At 70.4% G+C, this 19,971-nt stretch carries 15 protein-coding genes; 11 read left to right on the top strand and 4 right to left on the bottom strand.

The features are described from left to right. The first annotated feature begins 140 nt into the window (after window positions 1-140). Entirely contained in the window at window positions 141-878 is a 738-nt protein-coding gene (locus tag FHX80_RS00175) for an acyltransferase (protein ID WP_145762218.1), read from the top strand. Window positions 879-907: 29 nt separating this feature from the next. On the opposite strand, the gene FHX80_RS00170 is transcribed toward FHX80_RS00175, so the two are convergent. After that, on the bottom strand, window positions 908-1,774 hold the full coding sequence (locus FHX80_RS00170) for a DMT family transporter (RefSeq protein ID WP_145762217.1): 867 nt from the start codon (window positions 1,772-1,774) through the stop codon (window positions 908-910). A 94-nt stretch (window positions 1,775-1,868) separates the two neighbouring features. Between FHX80_RS00170 and FHX80_RS00165 the strand changes: the two genes are divergently transcribed. Next, the gene (locus FHX80_RS00165; protein WP_145762216.1) at window positions 1,869-2,441 is read left to right on the top strand and encodes a helix-turn-helix domain-containing protein; all 573 of its coding nucleotides are present in this window, start codon (window positions 1,869-1,871) and stop codon (window positions 2,439-2,441) included. Between the two features lie 44 nt (window positions 2,442-2,485). After that, entirely contained in the window at window positions 2,486-3,046 is a 561-nt protein-coding gene (locus FHX80_RS00160) for a YbaK/EbsC family protein (protein WP_145762215.1), read from the top strand. Here the strand turns inward: FHX80_RS00160 and FHX80_RS00155 are convergent. Together FHX80_RS00155 and FHX80_RS00150 are read right to left on the bottom strand one after the other, a co-directional pair. Beyond that, window positions 3,036-3,887 carry an AAC(3) family N-acetyltransferase gene (locus FHX80_RS00155; protein ID WP_425281669.1) on the bottom strand — a complete coding sequence of 284 codons (852 nt, stop codon included), beginning with the start codon at window positions 3,885-3,887 and terminating at the stop codon, window positions 3,036-3,038. The genes FHX80_RS00160 and FHX80_RS00155 overlap by 11 nt on opposite strands. A 117-nt stretch (window positions 3,888-4,004) precedes the next feature. Further along, complete coding sequence (locus tag FHX80_RS00150; protein WP_145762214.1) at window positions 4,005-4,415, bottom strand: CoA-binding protein; 411 nt, start codon at window positions 4,413-4,415, stop codon at window positions 4,005-4,007. Window positions 4,416-4,474: 59 nt separating this feature from the next. Between FHX80_RS00150 and FHX80_RS00145 the strand changes: the two genes are divergently transcribed. The 3 genes from FHX80_RS00145 (at window position 4,475) to FHX80_RS00135 (ending at window position 9,484) form a co-directional block, all read left to right on the top strand. Next, window positions 4,475-5,101 (top strand): YigZ family protein, encoded by a 627-nt coding sequence (locus tag FHX80_RS00145; RefSeq protein ID WP_145762213.1) that lies wholly within the window; start codon window positions 4,475-4,477, stop codon window positions 5,099-5,101. Window positions 5,102-5,240: 139 nt separating this feature from the next. Next, window positions 5,241-6,407, top strand: coding sequence for an exonuclease SbcCD subunit D (locus tag FHX80_RS00140; RefSeq protein WP_145762212.1), 1,167 nt, complete (start codon window positions 5,241-5,243; stop codon window positions 6,405-6,407). Then, complete coding sequence (locus tag FHX80_RS00135; protein ID WP_145762211.1) at window positions 6,404-9,484, top strand: AAA family ATPase; 3,081 nt, start codon at window positions 6,404-6,406, stop codon at window positions 9,482-9,484. Before FHX80_RS00140 ends, FHX80_RS00135 begins: the two co-directional genes overlap by 4 nt. Here FHX80_RS00135 and FHX80_RS00130 read toward each other — a convergent pair. Next, window positions 9,474-9,905: an Lrp/AsnC family transcriptional regulator gene (locus FHX80_RS00130; protein ID WP_145762210.1), complete on the bottom strand. Its 432-nt coding sequence runs from the start codon at window positions 9,903-9,905 to the stop codon at window positions 9,474-9,476. The genes FHX80_RS00135 and FHX80_RS00130 overlap by 11 nt on opposite strands. A 518-nt stretch (window positions 9,906-10,423) precedes the next feature. On the opposite strand from FHX80_RS00130, the gene FHX80_RS00120 reads away from it, so the two are divergent. The 5 genes from FHX80_RS00120 to sbnA all read left to right on the top strand — a co-directional run bounded on the left by FHX80_RS00120 (window position 10,424) and on the right by sbnA (window position 19,651). After that, entirely contained in the window at window positions 10,424-12,952 is a 2,529-nt protein-coding gene (locus tag FHX80_RS00120) for a Pls/PosA family non-ribosomal peptide synthetase (RefSeq protein ID WP_145762209.1), read from the top strand. 62 nt (window positions 12,953-13,014) lie between these two features. Continuing rightward, the gene (locus FHX80_RS00115; RefSeq protein ID WP_145762208.1) at window positions 13,015-16,269 is read left to right on the top strand and encodes a non-ribosomal peptide synthetase; all 3,255 of its coding nucleotides are present in this window, start codon (window positions 13,015-13,017) and stop codon (window positions 16,267-16,269) included. 23 nt (window positions 16,270-16,292) lie between these two features. Continuing rightward, window positions 16,293-17,297 (top strand): TauD/TfdA family dioxygenase, encoded by a 1,005-nt coding sequence (locus FHX80_RS00110; protein ID WP_145762207.1) that lies wholly within the window; start codon window positions 16,293-16,295, stop codon window positions 17,295-17,297. Beyond that, the gene (gene sbnB, locus FHX80_RS00105) at window positions 17,294-18,364 is read left to right on the top strand and encodes a 2,3-diaminopropionate biosynthesis protein SbnB (protein ID WP_145762206.1); all 1,071 of its coding nucleotides are present in this window, start codon (window positions 17,294-17,296) and stop codon (window positions 18,362-18,364) included. The genes FHX80_RS00110 and sbnB overlap by 4 nt, the downstream gene beginning before the upstream one ends. A gap of 213 nt (window positions 18,365-18,577) precedes the next feature. After that, complete coding sequence (gene sbnA / locus FHX80_RS00100) at window positions 18,578-19,651, top strand: 2,3-diaminopropionate biosynthesis protein SbnA (protein WP_145762205.1); 1,074 nt, start codon at window positions 18,578-18,580, stop codon at window positions 19,649-19,651. Window positions 19,652-19,971 lie beyond the last annotated feature (320 nt).

The raw sequence follows: 19,971 nt of genomic DNA, 5'->3' as shown, positions 1-19,971 counted from the left end.
GGGCCGCGGTTGTCCGGTCGCGGCTGTCGGGTCCCGCCGGGGAAACGGTATGCGACGGGTCAACGGTCCGGGGCCCGGTGGGGTGAAGATCACAGGCCGGTGCGGATCCCGCCTCCCGACGCGCCGACTACCGTGTGCGAGTGCCGAAGAACCGAGACACGGTCTCCTCCCTGACCGCCTGGCGGCGGCGCGCCCTGTCCGGCGCCCTCCACCGCTGCTGGCGCTGGGTGCGGGAGACGGGCGCGATCACGGCGGCTCACCCCGGCGGACTGCGGTTCGGCCGGATCGGCGAGGGCACCCGGCTCGCCTTCCCGCAGGGCACGGTCTTCGGGGAGCGGTGGATCGAGCTCGGCAACCACTGCATCATCGGCGAACAAGTCACCCTCACGGCAGGACTCATGCCCGACCTGGACCTCGGCCCCGAGCCGATCCTGACCCTGGGCGACGGGGTGGTGCTCGGGCGCGGCAGCCATGTCGTCGCCGACACCACGGTGACGATCGGCTCGGACACCTACTGCGGGCCGTACGTCTACATCACCTCGACCAACCACAGCTACGACGATCCACAGCAGCCGGTCGGCCGGCAGTGGCCGCGGATGGAGCCGGTCGCCATCGGGCCCGGCTGCTGGATCGGCACCGGAGCGGTGATCCTTCCGGGCGCCCGGCTCGGGCGCAACGTCGTGGTGGCGGCGGGTGCGGCGGTTCGCGGAGAGGTACCCGACCATGCCGTGGTGGCCGGCGCCCCCGCGCGTGTCGTACGCAGCTGGGATCCCGAGAAGGGCTGGCAGCCGCCCCTGCGCACACCGGCCCCGGTGCCGATCCCGGAGGGTGTGACGCCCGAGCAGCTGCTGGCCGTGGCGGAACTCGACGAGAGCTGACGGCCCGAGCCCGGGCCCGTCGGATCCCGTCACCCGGTCGCGAGCAGCACCGTGCCCACCAGCGCGAGCCCGGCGCCCGCCGCCTGCACGCCGCGCAGCCGTTCCCCCAGGAAGCCGCGCGCGGCCAGGGCCGTGACCACCGGGTAGAGCGAGGCCAGTACGGCGGCGACGGTGACCGGTCCGTGCTGGGCGGCGATCGAGTACGTCCCGTTGGCCGCGACGTCCGCGAGACCCACGAACAGCAGAGCCGGCAGCGCGGCCCGCACCGCGGCGGCCCCGCCCTCCTCGGGAAGCGCACGGGCCCCGCGCCGCACGGAGACGTACAGCGCCGACCCGCCCACCGCGATGTTGGTGATCCGCTGCACGAAGAGGGCCAGGAAGAGGCCGGTGACCGTGGTGGACGCCTCGGCGATCAGGGACATCACGGCCCCGAAGCCGAAAGCCGCCACCAGGGTCAGCAGCACCGCCCGACGCTGCACGGGCGCGCCCCGCAGCTGTGGGCCGCCCGCCAGCACGATGCCCACCACCGCGACGGCCACCCCGGCGAACTGCAGCAGCCCCGGACGCTCGCCGACGATCAGTCCGACGCTCACCGGTACGGCGACCCCCAGCGAACCCAGCGGGGACACCACCCCCATCGGGCCGAGTGCCAGAGCCTTGTAGAAGCTCAGCATCGCGACCGGCCCCACCACGCCGGCCGCGACGGCGAACCAGAGCTGCCCACCCGCCTCGCTCCAGGCGCCCGTGACGGTCACGATCACCGCGAGCACGGCCGCCGCGCCGGTCTGCGAGACGACCACGACGGTGAGTGCGGGCGTACGCCGGGTCAGCAGCCCGCCGCCGAAGTCGGCCAGCCCCCACAGCAGGCTGGTGGCAAGGGCGAACAGTGCGGTCATGTGCGGGCCTCGCAGTACAGTGCGATGGACGGTTGGGTACACCACACCGTAGTTCAGTATCTTCGACCCTGTCATCCAGAATATTGGACGGAATGTGACTGATCTCGACCGGCTCACCCAGTCCCTCGCGCGCAATCTCAAGCGCTGGCGCGGGGAGCGGGGTTTCACGCTGGACGCTCTCGCCGCCCGTGCCGGGGTCAGTCGCGGCATGATCATCCAGATCGAGCAGGCTCGCACCAACCCGAGCGTCGGCACCACGGTCAAGCTCGCCGACGCGCTGGGCGTCAGCATCACCACGCTGCTCGACCACGAACAGGGCTCCCCGGTCCGTCTGGTGCCCGCCGGTCAGACGGTGCGCATGTGGTCCACGGAAGCGGGGAGTTTCACCACCCTGCTGGTCGGGACCGAGGCCCGGGGCCCGCTGGAGCTCTGGTCCTGGCGGCTGATGCCCGGCGAGGGAAGCGCGTCCGACCCGCACCCCGAGGGCACCGTCGAACTGCTCCACGTCACCGCGGGCGATCTCACCCTGATCGTCGACGGCACCCCGTACACCGTGCCCTCCGGCACCTGCGCCACGTTCGAGGCGCACCATCCGCACGCCTACCGCAACGAGGGCTCCGAGCCCGTCGAACTCACCATGGCCGTGTCCATCCCGCCCGTCAGATGAGACGCGCGACCGGGCCGGTGCGCGGGGCTGTTAGCGTGGCGCGCATGCGCGCACCCATCGGCTCCTTCGAGGATGCCCGTCCCGCAGCCGAACGCCTCGAACTGCTCACCGCACCGGTGGCGGCAGCGGTCCGCGAGGGCTGGGGCGGTTTCCCCGCCGAGCAGATCATCCACGTAGACACGGACCCGGAGATCGCCGACACGGCGGCCTTCGTCGAGCACCACGGGGCCGATCTGCTGAACCTGTCGGCCAACTGCGTCGTCGTGGCCGGCAAGCGCGGGGGAGAGGCCACCCTGGCGGCCTGCCTCGTGCTCTCCCACTCCCGCGTCGATGTGAACGGTGCCGTCCGCAAGCACCTCGGCGCCCGAAAGGCGTCATTCGCCCCGATGGACACCGCGGTCGGCGAGACGGGCATGGAGTACGGCGGCATCACACCCGTCGGACTCCCGGCCGGCTGGCCCCTGTTGATCGACCCCGCCGTCGTGGACCAGGAATGGGTCCTGATCGGCAGCGGCACCCGCCGGGGCAAACTGATCATGCCGGGCAAGGCGCTGGCGGCGCTGCCGGGCGCGGTCGTGGTGGAAGGTCTCGGTATCAGGGGCTGACGCCGTCGTCCGCTCCGCCGCGACGGCGCTCCGGCAGCCACCGCGTGGCGAAGCCGACCGCGTCGGGAAAGCGGAACAGCCGGCTCGGGGCCGAGCCGACCGATGCGGAGGCGACGGCCGGGGGCCGGGCCGACCGCTCGAAGTCCGCGCCCAGGGCCGCGAAGTCACTGTCATCCAGGGCCACGTCCTCGTACTCCCACCACCGGCGGGTGCCGCCGTCCCCCACCACGCAGCGGTAGGTGCGCCGGGGCGGGGACGGGACGCGGTACTCGGCGAGATGGAACGCGGTGCAGGAGCCGAAACCGGTCCCCAGCAGCAGGATCTGGGCCCGCAGGTCGTACAGCCGGGCCAGCGGGGAGTCCTCGCCGAGATGACAGTCGGGGTGGTGGCCGGCCACCACCCGGCCCGCCAGCGGGCCCACCGCCGCGAAGGACGTCTGCGGATGGGCGCTGCGCACGGAGCCGGGGGACCGTCGCACCGTTTCGGCCAGGAGGCCCACCGACGGGGCGGCCGTGGTGGCCGGGTCGAAGGCGGGCATGGCCGCCCGTACGGCGTCCCGGTCCCGGTCACCGAGGCCGTCCACCCGGGCCCGGTAGTGCGGGGAGGTGTCGGAGTTCTCCGGAGTGAAAGCCGGGACGACCAGCGTGCCCTGCGGCCCCAGCACATCCCGCAGGGCGCCCGCCACCGCCAGGACCCCGCCGTCCACCGCCCCCACCGCACGCAACGAGGCGTGCACCATCAGGACGCCGCCCCGCTCCACGCCGAGCCGGGCCAGATGTCCGGCCAGGCCGGCGCGGTTGTGGGAGGCGCTCGGCACACCAAGGGCGGGGGCAGTGCTCACAGCGGGTCATTCTTCCAGCCCGAAGCGGCGTGTGGCAGCACGCACATCCGGCCGAGTGCCGATCCCGGGGCGTAGGGGCCGGATGCCCGCGTGCAGACGGGACCTCAGCAACACGTCCTAGCTGTTCAGCGCGGGTATCTCGATGGCGGGGCACCGGTCCATGACCATGTCGAGCCCGGCCGCCCGGGTGCGCTCGTACGCCTTCTCGTCGATCACCCCGAGCTGGAACCAGACCGCGCGGGCGCCGATCGAGACCGCCTCGTCGGCCACCGCGCCGGCCAGTTCGCTGTTGACGAAGACGTCCACCACATCCACCGGGAACGGGATGTCGGCCAGTGAGGCGTAGCCGTCCTCGCCGTGCACCCGTTCCGCCTTGGGGTGCACGGGGACCACCCGCTTGCCGAAGCGCTGAAGGACCTCGGCCACCCCGTAGGCCGCGCGCGAGCGATTGCCGGAGAGCCCCACCACCGCCCAGGTGTCACCGGTTCCGGTCAGAATCCTGCGGATCGTCTCCGTGTCTGCGTACATGATCCGCACAACGGACGGCCGCCCCGGACCATTCCCGTACCTGCGCATAGGCTGGCCGGATGCAGGAGCAGTACCGGACAGTCGCCCGAGCGGGCGTGCACGAGACCGAGATCAACCGATCGCGTTTCATCTGCGCGCTCGCCCCCGCCGCCACCGAACAGGAGGCGCAGGAGTTCGTCGCCCGCGTCCGCAGGGAACACCCGGCCGCCAGCCACAACTGCTTCGCCTACGTGATCGGCGCCGACGCCTCCGTACAGAAGGCCAGTGACGACGGCGAGCCGGGGGGCACCGCCGGGGTGCCCATGCTGCAGATGCTGACGCGCCGGGAGATGCGGTACGTCGTCGCGGTCGTCACCCGCTACTACGGGGGAGTGAAACTCGGTGCGGGCGGACTGATCCGGGCCTACGGGGGAGCGGTCGGTGAGGCACTCGACACGGTCGGCACGCTCACCCGGCAGCGGTTCCGGCTCGCCACCGTCACCGTGGACCATCAGCGGGCGGGCAGACTGGAGAACGAACTGCGGGCCACCGGACGGACCGTGCGTGAGGTCCGTTACGCGGAGGCGGTGACCATCGAGATCGGGCTGCCGGACGCCGACGTCGGGGAGTTCCGGCGCTGGCTGGCCGACGCGACGGCGGGCGAGGCGGAACTGGAGCTGGGCGGCGAGGACTACGGGGACGCCTGAGTACTGTGGTGCGCGGGGGCACGGGAGCAGGGCCGAGCGGGTGTGACGAATACCGGCCGCCGGGTCCGGGCCGCTCCGGAGCACAGAGGGTGCGGCCGCACGGGTGGAGGAAGCGAAACATGCAGGTCGGAGCCGGGTCTTGAAGATTTTGCACACATCGGACTGGCACCTCGGACGGTCGTTCCACCGGGTCTCGCTGCTCGATGCCCAGGCTGCCTTCCTCGACCACCTGGTGGCGACGGTCCACGACCACGAGGTCGATGTCGTGCTCGTGGCGGGTGATGTGTACGACAGGGCGGTGCCGTCGCTCTCCGCCGTCCAGCTCTTCGACGACGCGCTGCACCGGCTCGCCGCGGCCGGCGTACCCACCGTGATGATCTCCGGGAACCACGACTCGGCCCGCCGGCTCGGCGTCGGCGCCGGCCTCATCGGGCGGGCCGGCATCCATCTGCGTACCGACCCCGCGCACTGCGCCACCCCGGTCGTGCTCGGCGACGCACACGGTGACGTGGCGTTCTACGGGCTCCCGTATCTGGAACCCGCCCTCGTCAAGGACGTGTTCAAAGCAGAGCGGGCCGGGCACGAGGCCGTACTGGGCGCCGCCATGGACCGGGTCCGCGCCGACCTCGGGACACGGGCGGACACCACCCGGTCCGTCGTCCTGGCCCATGCCTTCGTCGCGGGCGGCGAGCCCAGCGACAGCGAACGCGACATCACTGTCGGCGGAGTGGCCGCGGTCCCCGCCGGGGTCTTCGACGGCGTCGACTACGTGGCACTGGGGCATCTGCACGGCTGCCAGGCCGTCACCGAGCGCGTCCGGTACTCCGGGTCCCCGCTCGCGTACTCCTTCTCCGAGGCCGGCCACCGCAAGACGATGTGGCTGATCGACCTGGACGCCACGGGCGCGATCACCGCCGAACGGATCGACTGCCCGGTGCCCCGCCCGCTCGCCAGACTCCGCGGCCGGCTCGATGACCTTCTCGACGACCCGGCCCTGGACCGGCACGTGGACTCCTGGGTGGAGGCCACGCTCACCGACCCGGTCCGCCCGGCCGAACCGATGGCCCGCCTCGCCGAGCGGTTCCCGCACACGCTCAGCCTCGCCTTCGAACCGGACCGGGCCCCCGACGACCCGCAGATCTCCTACGCCCAGCGGCTGCGGGGACGCGACGACCAGAGCATCGCGGAGGACTTCGTGGCCCATGTCCGTGGCGGATACGGCACCGACGAGCCGGAACGGACGGTGCTGCGCGGCGCCTTCGACCACGTACGGGTCGACGACGGTGTGCACGAGGTGGACCGGTGAGACTCCACAAGCTCGGCATCACCGCCTTCGGACCGTTCGGCGCCACTCAGGAGATCGACTTCGACGCCCTCTCCGCAGCCGGCATCTTCCTGCTGCACGGACCGACCGGCGCCGGCAAGACCTCGGTCCTCGACGCCGTCTGCTACGGGCTGTACGGGGCCGTGCCCGGCGCCCGGCAGAGCCCCGGAACCTCGCTGCGCAGCGACCACGCCCCTGCGGACCTGCCGACCGAGATCCGGCTCGAACTCACCGTCGGCGGGCGCCGGCTGGAGATCACCCGGAGCCCCGCCCAGCCCCGCCCCAAGAAGAAGGGCGACGGCTACACCACGGAGAAGGCACAGAGCCGGCTGCGCGAGTACGTCCCCGACGAGGGGTGGCGGGCGCTGAGCCGCTCGCACCAGGAGATCGGCGAGGAGATCACCCGGCTCATCGGGATGAGCCGGGACCAGTTCTGCCAGGTGGTCCTCCTGCCGCAGGGCGATTTCGCCCGCTTCCTGCGCTCGGACGCCGAGGCGCGCGGCAAGCTGCTCGGCCGGCTCTTCGACACCCGACGCTTCGCCGCGGTCGAGGAGCACCTCGCCGAGCTGCGCCGGGCCGCCGGGACACAGGTCAGGACCGGGGACGAAAGAATCCTCGCCGTCGCCCAGCGGATCGCCCAGGCGGCCGGCCCCGCCGCGAGCGAGTGCCCGTTGCCCGGCACCCAGCCGGGCGAACCGGGGCTCGCGGACGCCGTACTGGAATGGGCCGCGACAGCGCGCAGCAGTGCCCGGGAACGGTTCGACATCGCCGAGTCGGCGATGACCGCGGCCGAGAGCCGGCAGGCGGCCGCCCGCCTGGCCCTGGACGACGAGCGCGAACTGGCCGGGCTCCAGCAGCGGTACGAGGAGACCCGGCGGCGTGCCACCGCGGTGGAATCCGGCCGCCATGAGCACGACAAGGCACAGGAGCAGTTGAAGCGCGCCCGCAAGGCGGATCTCGTCGCCCCCGCGCTGGAGCTTCGCGAGGAGGCCGGGCGGGCGTACCGGCGGGCGAACGCGGCCCGCGACCGTACCCGGGCCGGTCTGCCCGCCGAGCTGGCCGACGCGGGTGCCGAACAGCTGACGGCGCTGGAACGCAGACTCCGCGAGGAGCTCGGCACCCTGGACGCCGCGCGTCGCGCCGAGCGGCGCAGCGCCGAGATCGACAGCGAACGGACCGCGCTGGAACGGCAGGCCCGGGCGGACGACGAACTGATCCGGGACGCCGAGAGCTGGCTGTCCGGCTGGGAGGCCACCCGGCACGGTCTGCACACCCGCATCGAGGCGGCCCAGGAAGCGGCGACCCGCGCGGAACTGCTGGCCGGCCGGCTGGATCCGGCACGACGACGTCTCGACGCGGCCCGGCGCAGGGACGCGCTGGCCGCCGAGGTGGCAGACGCCGAGGGCCGCCTCGGTACGGCCCGCGAGCATGCCCTCGCCACTCGCGAGTCCTGGCTCGACCTGCGCGAACGGCGGCTGCGCGACATCGCGGCCGAGCTCGCCCGGGAACTGGTCGAGGGTGAGGCCTGCGCGGTCTGCGGTTCGGCCGATCACCCGGAGCCCGCCCGCGCCGGGGACGGACACGTCGACCAGGCCACGGAGCAGGCCGCCGAGGCGGACCACCGGCGCGCGGAGCGGGCGCGCAGCGAGGCGGAGCACGCGCTCGGAGCCGTACGCGAGAGGTACGCGGCGGCTCGTGCCGAAGCAGCGGACACCGGGGACGGACAGGTCGCGGACGCCGCCGGCGGCGCAGAGCAGGCGGACGGAGCGGAGCGGGCAGCCGAGCCGACTGTCGGGGCGCTCGCCGAGCTCGTGGACTCCCTGACCAGGGAACACACCGAGGCGTACCGGACCGCCACCGGGACGCACGCGGCGCGCGAGGCCCTCGCGGCGGCGGAGCGCGAGCAGGGACAGCGGTCCGGCGACCGGCAGCAGGCCGAACGCCGGGCCGCCGCCCGCATCTCCCGGCGCGAAGGCCTCGACGCCGAACAGGCAACCCTGGAAGAGGTGCTGGCACAGGCCCGCGGCGAGTCGGCCGGGGTCACCGAGCACGCCGTCCTCCTCCAGCGCCGGGTCGCCCTGCTCGCCGAGGCGGCCGAGACGCTGCGCGAGGAGGAGAGCGCGGCGGCGCGGCTCAAGGAGGCCGACGACCGGCTCGCCGACGCGGCGTTCCGGGCCGGCTTCGACACCCCGCAGGCCGCCGCCGCGACGATGCTTCCCGACTCCCGGCAGCGAGAGCTCCAGCATCTGATCGACGCCTGGCAGGCCGAGGCCGCGGCCGTGGCCGACCGGCTCGCCCAGACGGACGCCCGCGCCGCCGGGGCCCGGCCCCCGGCCGCCCCGGGCACTGCTCAGGCGACGTACGACACGGCCGAGCGCCTGCTGCGGGAGGGGACGAGCGCCCACACCGCGGCCCGGGAGCGCTGCACCGAACTGGGCCGGCTGTCCCGGCAGGCGGCGGACGAGGTACGAAGGCTGGGACCGGTGCGCGAGGAGTACGACCGGATCGCGCGGCTCGCCGGTCTTACCGCCGGCACCTCGGCGGACAACGAACGCAAGATGCGGCTGGAGTCCTACGTTCTCGCGGCCCGCCTCGAACAGGTGGCGGCGGCCGCCACCGCGAGACTGCGGCGGATGTCGTCCGGCCGCTACACACTGGTCCACTCCGACGCCCGCGCCGGAGGGCGCCGGGCCGGGCTCGGGCTGCATGTCATCGACGCCTGGACCGGCCGTGAACGCGATACTGCCACGCTCTCCGGCGGCGAGACGTTCTTCGCCTCGCTCGCCCTGGCCCTCGGCCTCGCCGACGTGGTCACCGACGAGGCCGGCGGCGTACGGCTGGACACGCTCTTCATCGACGAGGGGTTCGGCAGCCTGGACGACCAGACCCTCGACGAGGTGCTCGACGTGCTGGACTCATTGCGGGAGCGGGACCGCAGCGTAGGCATCGTCAGCCATGTCGCCGATCTGCGCCGCCGCATCCCCGCCCAACTCGAAGTGGTGAAGGAACGGCACGGATCCGCGGTACGGCACCGGGCCGCCGGCGGAGTCAGCGGCTGACCGCCCGCCGCGGCAGCGGCGAGGAGTAGACGACGCTCGTGGTGACGGAGCCCAGGGCGCCGATCCTTCCGGACACCGCCTCCAGATGACTCATGGAGCGGGCCGTCACCTTGAGCACGAAGCAGTCGTCGCCGGTGACGTGGTGGGCCTCCAGGATCTCCGGCGTGGTGTCGAGCAGGTCGTGGAACGGCTTGTAGTTGCCGTTCGGGTAGCGCAGCCGGACGAAGGCGAGAATCGGCAGCCCGAGCCGCTCGGGGTCGACCACCGCCGCGTACCCGCTGATGATTCCGGCCTCCTCCAGCCTGCGCACCCGCTCCGTCACGGCGCTTGACGACATCGCCACCGCCCGCGCGAGCTCGGCGAACGGTGCGCGATCGTCACCCGAGCGGTTCTCCCGGACGTTGCTGGATTCGGTCCGCACGCTCCTCGACCGGGCCGGCCCACGACCATGCCGCCGGGCGAAATCGACCTGCGGACCGTCGGCGGAGCCGCACTCGTCCCACCAACGGCCTATGGCCTCCTCGCAGCTGCGACGCCCCGGATTCCGTCACCGCCCCACGCCCCTGCGCAGCTCCTCCCGGATCAGGCAGTACCACTCGCATGCCGTACGGCGAGACGAATGCGCAGCTCATCGCCGTCCCGCCGGGCAGGATCGTGGACGAGGAGTGAACCGGGCGGCGAGCGCTCGGCGTTCCAGACGCCAGGCGTCCGGCAGCGAGGACCGCCTCGGCGCCGTCGAGACCTGCTGCCGTGCCGATGCGACCGATCTCGAGTGGCAGCCCGACGGTGGACAGCTAAGACTGAGGCAGCGGTTTTGGATCCGGACAACAGATCCCGACCTCATGATTTCCGGACCAATCGCTCCGGCCATCGAAAAGCGCGAGTACAGGGCGGCGACCGTAATGGCTGCGGCGTCCGAACGTTCCTCAAGGAGCTCCCATGGAGGAGAAATCTCTCGACGTCCTGACGCCTGGGCCGGATGAATCCGCGATCGATTTACGCGAGTACACCAGCCCGGAGACCGACATCGAGAAAGACCTCGCCGAGGTGCTGGCTGACGTCATGTCCGTCGAACGGCTGTCGATCGACAGCCATTTCTTCGATGACCTCGGCGCCAACTCATTGGTGATGGCTCACTTCTGCGCACGCGTCAGGAAGCGGGCGGACCTTCCCTCGGCGTCGATGAAGGACATCTACCGGCACCCCACGATTCGCAGCCTGGCGACGGGGCTTGCGAACGCCGCGCCCGTCGAGTCGTCGGTCCCGGCGCCGGCCGAGGTGGTGACCCCGGTCGGCACTGCGCGGTACGCCCTCTGCGGAACCCTGCAGTTCGTGCTCTTCCTCGGGTACTCCTTCCTCGCCGGACTTGCTGCCGACCGGGGCTATGCATGGGTCTCCGCCGGGTCGGGTGTGATCGACGTCTACCTGCGGTCGTTCGTCTTCGGAGGCGTCGGCTTCGTCGCCCTGTGCACCTTCCCCATCGCGGCCAAATGGCTCCTCATCGGCCGGTGGAAATCGCGCGAGTTCCCGGTCTGGGGTCTGACCTATCTGCGCTTCTGGACCGTCAAGGTGCTGATCCACGCCAACCCGATGATCTTCTTCGTCGGCAATCCCTTGTACGTGCTGTACCTGCGAGCGCTGGGCGCGCGGATCGGCAAAGGGGTCACGATCCTCTCCCGCAGCGTTCCGGTCTGCCCCGACCTGCTCACGGTCGGGGCCGGCACGGTGATCCGCAAAGACTCGTTCTTCCTCTGCTACCGGGCGCACGCCGGCCGTATCCAGACCGGCAGGGTCACCCTCGGCCGGGACGTGTTCATCGGCGAGAAGACCGTGCTCGACATCGACACGTCGATGGGCGACGGGGCTCAACTCGGCCACACGTCCACGCTGTACAGCGGCCAGGCGGTCCCGGGCGGTCAGCGCTGGCACGGGTCCCCGGCACAGCTCACGCAGCACGACTACCTGAGGATCGGGCCGGCCCCATGCGGCACGCTGCGCCGGGCCGGCTTCGGCCTCATCACCGTGCTTCAGTTGTTCTTCCTCTACGTGCCACTGGCTGTCGGGGGCGCGTACATGCTGGTGACCCTGGTTCCGGCGCTGCACAACCGGCTGAGCCGGAGCACGATGGACCTCACATCGCCGGCTCTCTACATCGACGCGCTGGTCCTTTCCCTGCTGCTGTTCTTCGGCTTCGTCGTCGTGGGCCTGGCCGTGATGTTCACCGTTCCGCGCCTGCTGAACCTGGTCGTCAAGCCGGACAAGGTCTATCCGCTGTACGGGTTTCATTACTCGGCGCACCGGGCGATCGGGCGCATGACCAACATCAAGTTCTTCACATGGCTGTTCGGTGACAGCTCCTACATCGTCCACTACTTGCGCGGCATCGGATACGACTTGTCCCGGGTCGAGCAGACCGGGTCGAACTTCGGCACGGAAGTGCAACACGAGACCCCGTTTCTCTGCTCGGTCGGGAGCGGGACGATGGTCGCCGACGGGCTCTCCATCATCAATGCCGACTATTCGAGCACGTCCTTCCGGGTGTCCCGGGCCTCGATCGGGTCAAACAACTTCCTCGGGAACAACATCGCCTATCCCTCGGGGGCCAGGACGGGCAAGAACTGTCTCCTCGCGACGAAAGTAATGGTTCCGCTCGAAGGCGAGGTGCGCGAGGGGGTGGGCCTGCTCGGCTCGCCGTGCTTTGAGATTCCCCGGTCGGTCGAGCGCGATTCCCGGTTCGACCATCTGCGCACCGGCGACGAGTTGCGCCGCAACCTCGCTGCGAAGAACCGCTACAACGCCCGCTCGATGGTCTTCTTCCTGCTCGTGCGGTGGCTGCACTTCTTCGTGCTCACGGTGCTCGGCCTGGCGAACGCCGAGCTGTACGACTCCTACGGGCATGTGCTGATCGCCGCGTTCCTGGTGCTCAGCCTCGGGTTCACCGCCCTCTACTTCGTACTGGTGGAACGCGGCATCGCGGCATTCCGCGCGCTGCGACCGCAGGTGTGCTCCATCTACGACCCGTACTTCTGGTGGCATGAGCGTCTCTGGAAGGTGCCCGACCACTACCTCGACATCTTCAACGGCACCCCTTTCAAGAACGTGATCTGGCGGATGCTGGGTGTCCGGATCGGCAGCAGGGTCTTCGATGACGGCTGCTACATGACGGAGCGGACGCTCACCACCATCGGGAACGACTGCACGCTCAATGCGGGAAGCAAGATCCAGTGCCACTCGCAGGAGGACGGCACCTTCAAATCCGATCGCAGCACCCTCGACGCCGGCTGCACCCTCGGTGTGGGAGCCCATGTCCATTACGGCGTGACGATGGGCACCGGCGCGGTGCTCGCACCCGACTCCTTCCTCATGAAAGGCGAGGAGGTCCCCGAGCACGCACGCTGGGGAGGAAATCCTGCCACGGAGATGCGAGTCGCCCCTCATCAGCCCGAGGCGCTGACGCGGAAGGGATAGCAGCGCTGCCTTGTCGGCGCTGAACAGCACGATGGCGAAGGCGAATGGAGAGGGACGACCAGATGGGAATGCAAGTGCAGGCCGACCGGGAGTTCTGGCGTGCTGTGCTTGTCGCCGGTGGATTCACCGAAATCCCGCGGTGGACGCTCAATCCGGTGAAGGGCATCGGTCAACACGAGGCGCCGGTCCCGGACGACGTCGTGGCGGCGTTGGACCGGCTGGCCAAGGACCTGGCAGTGCCGCTCGACTCGGTGCTGCTGGCAGCGCACGCCAAGGTACTCGCCGTGCTGTCCGGCGAGCGCGAGATCGCGACCGGTTACGTCACCGTGGAGGGCGGCCGGCCGCTGCCCTGCCGGCTGACGACCGAGCCCGACTCATGGCGGACGCTGCTGCTGGACACCCATCGGGTCGCGTCGGATCTGCTGTCGCGCAAGGACTTCCCGGTGGATGAGCTCAGGTGCGAACTGGGCCTGCCCGAACCGTCGATCGAGGCCGTGTTCGATCCGCACGGCGTGGGCGGCGAAGTCGCCGGTACCACCATGCTGTGGGTGGGATTTTCGCAACGCGACGGCCACCTCGTGCTGCGGTTGCGGTATCGGACCGACGCGCTCGACGAGGACTGCGCAGTCAGGATCGCCGGATACCACCTCACCGCGCTCGCGCTGATCGCCGCCGATCCGGACGCCGGACACGGGCGCCAGAGCCTGCTCGCCGCCGAGGAACTCCACTTCCAGCTCGAAGAACTCGCCGGTCCACGCCGGGAACTGCCGGACCACCGGTTCCACGAACTGTTCGAGCAGCGGGTGGTGGCGCACCCGGACGCCGTCGCCGCGGTGCATGGGGAGCAGCAACTGACGTATCGAGAACTCAACGCGCGCGCCAACCGGGTGGGACGAGCCCTGCTGGCGCGGGGGCTGCGCCCCGAGGGTGTCGTCGCGGTGGTGACCGAGCGCAACCTGGACTGGATGGCCGCCGTCCTCGCGGTCTTCAAGGCCGGCGGCGTGTACCTGCCCATCGAGCCGCATTTCCCGGCCGACCGCCTCGCGACCATGCTCTCCCGTGCCGCATGCGGGCTCGTGCTGACCGAACCCGGCAGCACCGCCACGCTCGACCAGGCCCTCGACTCACTGTCCGGGGTCCGGAAGCTCTTCATCGGCGCAGCCTACGAGGAAGACCATGCCGACGATGATCTGGGCCTCCACGTCGCACCGGACCAGCTCGCCTACATCTACTTCACCTCCGGCTCCACAGGTGAGCCCAAGGGCGCGATGTGCGAGCACGCGGGCATGCTGAACCACCTCTACGCCAAGATCGACGACCTGGAGATCGGCGAGGGACAGGTGGTCGCCCAGACCGCACCCCAGTGCTTCGACATCTCGCTGTGGCAACTGGTGTCCGGGCTCCTGGTCGGGGGGCGGACTCTGCTGGTGGAGCAGGAGGTGATCCTGAACGTCCAGCGGTTCGTCGACGAGATCGTCGGCGGCCGGGTCGCCGTCCTCCAGGTCGTACCCTCCTACCTGGACGTGGTCGTGTCCTGGCTGAAGCAGCACCCCCGCGAACTGCCGGACCTGCGGTGCGTGTCGGTCACCGGCGAGGCGCTGAAGAAGGAGCTCGTGCAGCGCTGGTTCGCCGCCCAGCCCGGTATCAAGCTGGTCAACGCCTACGGGCTGACCGAGACCTCGGACGACACCAACCACGAGGTCATGGACCGCGTGCCCGACGGAGACCGGGTCCTGCTGGGTCCCGCGGTCAACAACGTGCACGTCTACGTCGTCGACGAGCACCTGACCCCGGTGCCGCTCGGCGCCCCCGGTCTGATCGTCTTCTCCGGCGTCTGCGTCGGCCGCGGATACGTCAACGACCCCGAGCGCACCCGGCAGGCCTACCTGGCCGATCCGCACCGTGCGGGCGCCCGGCTCTACCGGGGCGGCGACTACGGCCGCTGGACGCCCGAGGGCAAGCTGGAGTTCCTGGGCCGCCGCGATACCCAGGTGAAGATCCGTGGCTTCCGGATCGAGATCGGCGAGATCGAGAACACCCTGTTGCAGGTGCCCGGTGTTCGCGACGGTGCGGTCGTGGTCGCCGAGCGAGCCGACCTCAGCAAGCACCTGGTGGCCTTCTACTCCGGTCGGCGGCCGCTCGAGACCGACGTCCTGCTGGACCGGCTCGGTGGGTCGCTGCCCCCGTACATGGTCCCGTCGGCCTTCCACTGGCGGGAGGCTCTGCCACTGACGGCCAACAGCAAGATCGACAGAAGGACTCTGCAGGCACTCGCCGGGGAACTCGACGTCGTCCGGGACGACTACCGCGCGCCGGATACGCCGACGGAACAGCAGCTTGCGGCCGCATGGGCGAAGGTGCTCGGCATCCCGCAGAACCGGATCGGACGGTGGGACCACTTCTTCGACCGGGGCGGCACGTCGCTGTCGGCAGTGAAGCTGGCCATCGTCCTGGACCGTGCGGTGTCCCTCAAGGACGTCACCCGTCACCCGGTCCTCGCCGATCTGGCCGGGCTGGTCGACGGCAGGTCCGAACCGCATGCCGGGCTGCTTCAACCGCTGTCGGAATCGGTCGGTGCGCAGACGGCAGCCCTGGTGTGCTTCCCCTACGCCGGTGGCAACGCGGTGAACTTCCAGCCGATGGCCAGGGCGCTGCCGGCAGGTGGACCGGCGGTCTACGCCGTCGAGCTGCCCGGTCACGACGTGGGCACCGAGGGCGAGCCGCTCGCGCCGATGACACAGGTGGTCGAGCAGGTCGTCGACGAGATCACCGGGCGTGGCCTGACCAGGGTCCTGCTGTGGGGCCACTCCTCGGGCACCGCGTTGGCCGTCGAGACGGCCAGAAAGCTGCAGGAGCACGGGGTGGACGTCCAACGGGTGTTCCTCGGCGCGCAACTGCTCGGCGACGCCGACGCCCGGCGCGCCACCATCACCGAGCTGACCGGGCAAAGCAACGCCGAGATCGCCGCGAACCTGAGCACGGACGGCGGCTACACCGCGCTCGGTGAGCTGGGTGCCCAGCACGCCGAGCACGTCGGCGCCGCCTACCGGCACGACTGCGTGTCCGCACACGACTACTTCGCCGACGCCCTGGAGCGCCCGCCTGCGCAGAAGCTCTCCGCGCCGGTCACCGTGGTCGTTGCCGCGGACGACCCGAGCACGGCGGAGTACCCGCACCGGTACCGCGACTGGCAGCTTCTGGCCGGACAGGTCGACCTGCACGAGCTCGCCGACGGCGGCCACTACTTCCTGCGTACCCGTCCGGCCGAGGCGGCAAAGGCCGTGCTGCACGCCACCGAATTGTTCGCTTCTTCCTGAGTGTCAACTGAAAGGAGATCGAGATGTCGTTCACATCCACGGCGTCGCTGCTCGACGTGGAACTGGAATCCGGCAGACCCCCACGGCTGCGGGCCGAGGCCACCGGCTCCGCGCCGACCTGGGCGGCCGAGCACCGGGACGCGCTGCGCGCGGTCGTCGCCGAGCATGGCTCGGTCCTGGTCCGCGGCCTCGGGCTGCGTGACGCGGCCGAGACCGGAGCCGTCTTCTCAAAGCTGGCCACCGGTCTGATGACCGAGCAGGAGGCCTTCGCGCCCCGGCAGGCCTACTCGGACGGGGTGTACTCCTCATCGAAGTGGCCGCCGAACCAGCCGATGTGCATGCACCACGAACTGAGCTACACGCTTGAGTTCCCCGGCCTGATGATGTTCGCCTGTCTCAGCGCGCCCACCGACGGCGGGGCGACCGCGGTGGCCGACTCACCGACCGTGCTCGACGCGCTGCCCACCGAGTTGACCGAGCGGTTCGAGCGCGAGGGCTGGCTGCTCACCCGCAGCTACAACGACGAGATCGGCGCGTCCGTCGCCGAGGCCTTCGGCACCGAGGACCGGGGCGCGGTCGAGCGCTACTGCCGCGCCAACGCGATCACGTTCGAGTGGCAGCCCGACGGTGGACTGCGCACCAGACAGCGCCGCAGCGCCGTGGTGCGCCACCCGGTCACCGGCCGCCGCTGTTGGTTCAACCAGATCGCGTTCCTCAACGAGTGGACGATGGCCCCCGAGGTGCACGAGTACCTGGTGGACGTCTACGGCGCCGACGGGCTGCCGTTCAACACCCGCTTCGGCAACGGCGACCCGATCGGCGAGGACGTCGTGCAACTGCTCAACAGCGTCTACGAGGCGAACACCGTACGCGAACCGTGGCAGGCCAGCGACCTGATGCTCGTCGACAACGTCCGTACCGCGCACAGCAGGGAGCCCTTCGAGGGACCGCGCGAGGTGCTCGTCGCCCTGGCCGAACCGGTGCGTCTGGCCGACTGCTCGCCGACCGTAGAGGTGACCGCGCCATGACCGTCGTCGATTCCACCGCGAGAGAGTCCGCAAGAGTCGCACCGGTCACCGTGCCACCGTTCGCGGTGATCTCCGGTGCCCAGGTCCGGCGCACGCTGCACGGATGCGAGAAGCGGATCACGGAGTTGGTCGAGGCCACCTACCGGGCGCACGGCGCCGGTGATTCGGTGAACCCGCCGTCGTACTTCCTGCGTTTCCCCGACCGCCCGTCCTCCCGGATCATCGCGCTGCCCGCCTCGATCGGCGGGGAGACACGGGTGGACGGCCTGAAGTGGATCTCCAGCTTCCCGAAGAACGTGACGGCCGGCATCCCAAGGGCATCGGCCGTGCTCATCCTCAACGACCATGACACCGGCTACCCGTTCGCCTGTCTGGAGAGTTCCATCATCAGCGCCACCCGGACGGCCGCGTCGGCGGCGTCGGCGGCCGACTGGCTCAGCCGCGACCGGCCGCGACCGACGCGCGTCGGGTTCTTCGGGGTGGGCTTGATCGCCCGCTACATCCACACCTTCCTGGTCGGCACCGGCTGGTCGTTCGACGAGATCGGCGTGCACGACCTGTCCGCCGACAGCGCGGCAGGCTTCCGGTGCTACCTGGAGCAATCGGACACCACTGGACGAATCACCGTGCACGACAACGCCGAGCAGTTGATCCGAAACAGCGACCTGGTCGTCTTCGCCACGGTCGCCGGTCAACCGCACGTCAGTGACCTGTCATGGTTCGCACACAATCCGCTGGTGCTGCATGTGTCGCTGCGCGACCTCGCGCCGGAGATCCTGCTCGCCTCGAGCAACATCGTCGATGACGTCGAGCACTGCCTCAAGGCCGACACGTCGCCGCATCTGGCCGAGCAGCTCACGGGCAACCGGGACTTCCTGCACGGCACGTTGGACGACGTGATGGCCGGGCGGGTGACGGTGCCGACGGACCGGCCGGTGGTGTTCTCGCCCTTCGGCCTCGGGGTGCTCGACCTCGCGGTGGGCAAGTACGTGTACACCGAAGTGGCCCGCTGCGGAGAGTTGCACGTCGTCGACGACTTCTTCCACGAACTGAGCCGGTACGGATGAGCCCGCCGAGAGCCGAGAAGGCTCCTTCAGGACTGATCCCACGAGAGACCACCGGTCACGTCGCTGCATGTCCTGACGCACGAGACAGCGGCCACTGACGCAGGGCCCCGACCCGACTGGTGGGACACGGGGTCTCGCCCGCACAAGCGAGGAGCCCGCACACGGCCGGATGGAAGTTCCGGAAGTGCTCTGCTCCAGACAGAGGAGAACATCGTGCCTGTCATTTCCGCTCCCTACGCCTTCAACGTAGAGGATCTCTATGTCGATCTCCGGTCGTTCCTCGGGCACTCGCTCTTCCTGAAGTGCGAGGGCTTCAACTTCGCCGGCTCGATCAAGCTGAAGGCCGCGACCGAGATGGTGGAGGCCGCTGAGCGGGATGGAATTCTGACCCCGGAATCGATCCTGGTCGAGTCCTCGTCCGGAAACCTCGGCGTGGCGCTGAGCGTGATCGCGGCGAGTAAGGGCTACCGGTTCCTGTGTGTGACGGACTCCCGCGGCAATCTATCGAACAGAATGATGATGGAGGCATTGGGCAGCCAGGTGCACGTGATCGCCGAACAGGGGGCCGACGGCGGCTTTCTCGGCGCGCGGCTCGAGTACGTCCGCGCGCTGTGCGCCTCCGACGAGCGGTATGTGGGGCTCAGCCAGTACACCAATCCGAACAACTGGAAGGCCCACTACCGCACGACCGCGCCGGAGATCGCCCGTCAGTTCCCGCGGCTGGACGTGCTGTTCGTCGGAGCCGGCACCACCGGGACCCTGATGGGCTGTGCGCGCTACTTCCGGGGATGGCACCGGCCAGTGCGGATCATCGCGGTGGACAGCGTCGGCTCGGTGTCCTTCGGTGGTTCGCCGGGCCGCCGGATGATTCCTGGTCTGGGCATGAGCATGCGCCCGCCACTGCTCGACGAGTCCTATGTCGACGAGGTGATTCGTGTCGAGGAGGCGGACACCATACGTGCCTGCCATCGTCTGGCCAGGCGCGGATTCCTGTTCGGCGGCTCCACCGGCACGGTGATCAGCGGCGCAACGGACTGGTTGGCCCGGCATGACGCGCGCGAACTCACCGCAGTGGCCATCGGCCCGGACCCCGGCGAGCGCTACCTCGACACGATCTACCAGACCAACTGGCTGCAGGATCTCTACGGCGAGGACGTGCTCGACTCCGTCAAGGAGGCCGCCGACTCCTGGGCAACCGCCCCCTCGCCGGCGACACCGTGCGGCAGGCTGCCGGACCTTGCGGACCGGCAGCCGCAACGGCAATCCGCATCGGCTCCGGGTTCGTAAGCCCCGGGCGCCCCGTCCGAGGAGCCGACAGCACCGACATGGCCCTCACCACGGTCGAGTGGTACGACAACTCACCGCATCAGAGCCAGGGCCGGCGGTTTCATCGCAACGGCAACGCAGAAGTGAGCACGGGCCTACCTTCCGGCCGCCGCTCGCAGCGTCGGCGTGCCCGGTGACCGTCACGGGAGCCATCTCAGAGCACGCATTCCGCGTGCCTTCCTGGCCTACCTGCTCGACGCGGCGACAGGAGGAACCGGCTCGCGGCGGCCCGGCCACACACGGACCGTCTCCCGCCGTGGCGCCGGTCATGCCCCGTGCCG

The organism is Streptomyces brevispora, from assembly GCF_007829885.1.
Classification (GTDB): Bacteria; Actinomycetota; Actinomycetes; order Streptomycetales; family Streptomycetaceae; genus Streptomyces; species Streptomyces brevispora.
This window is presented reverse-complemented; position numbering and strand designations above follow the sequence as displayed.

Excerpts from the sequence above, each read along its gene's own strand:
- FHX80_RS00120 (WP_145762209.1), top strand. The coding sequence starts at position 10,424 with ATGGAGGAGAAATCTCTCGACGTCCTGACGCCTGGGCCGGATGAATCC.
- FHX80_RS00150 (WP_145762214.1), bottom strand. The coding sequence starts at position 4,415 with ATGTACGCAGACACGGAGACGATCCGCAGGATTCTGACCGGAACCGGT.
- FHX80_RS00160 (WP_145762215.1), top strand. The coding sequence starts at position 2,486 with ATGCGCGCACCCATCGGCTCCTTCGAGGATGCCCGTCCCGCAGCCGAA.
- sbnB (WP_145762206.1), top strand. The coding sequence starts at position 17,294 with ATGACCGTCGTCGATTCCACCGCGAGAGAGTCCGCAAGAGTCGCACCG.
- FHX80_RS00110 (WP_145762207.1), top strand. The coding sequence starts at position 16,293 with ATGTCGTTCACATCCACGGCGTCGCTGCTCGACGTGGAACTGGAATCC.
- FHX80_RS00170 (WP_145762217.1), bottom strand. The coding sequence starts at position 1,774 with ATGACCGCACTGTTCGCCCTTGCCACCAGCCTGCTGTGGGGGCTGGCC.
- FHX80_RS00145 (WP_145762213.1), top strand. The coding sequence starts at position 4,475 with ATGCAGGAGCAGTACCGGACAGTCGCCCGAGCGGGCGTGCACGAGACC.
- FHX80_RS00115 (WP_145762208.1), top strand. The coding sequence starts at position 13,015 with ATGGGAATGCAAGTGCAGGCCGACCGGGAGTTCTGGCGTGCTGTGCTT.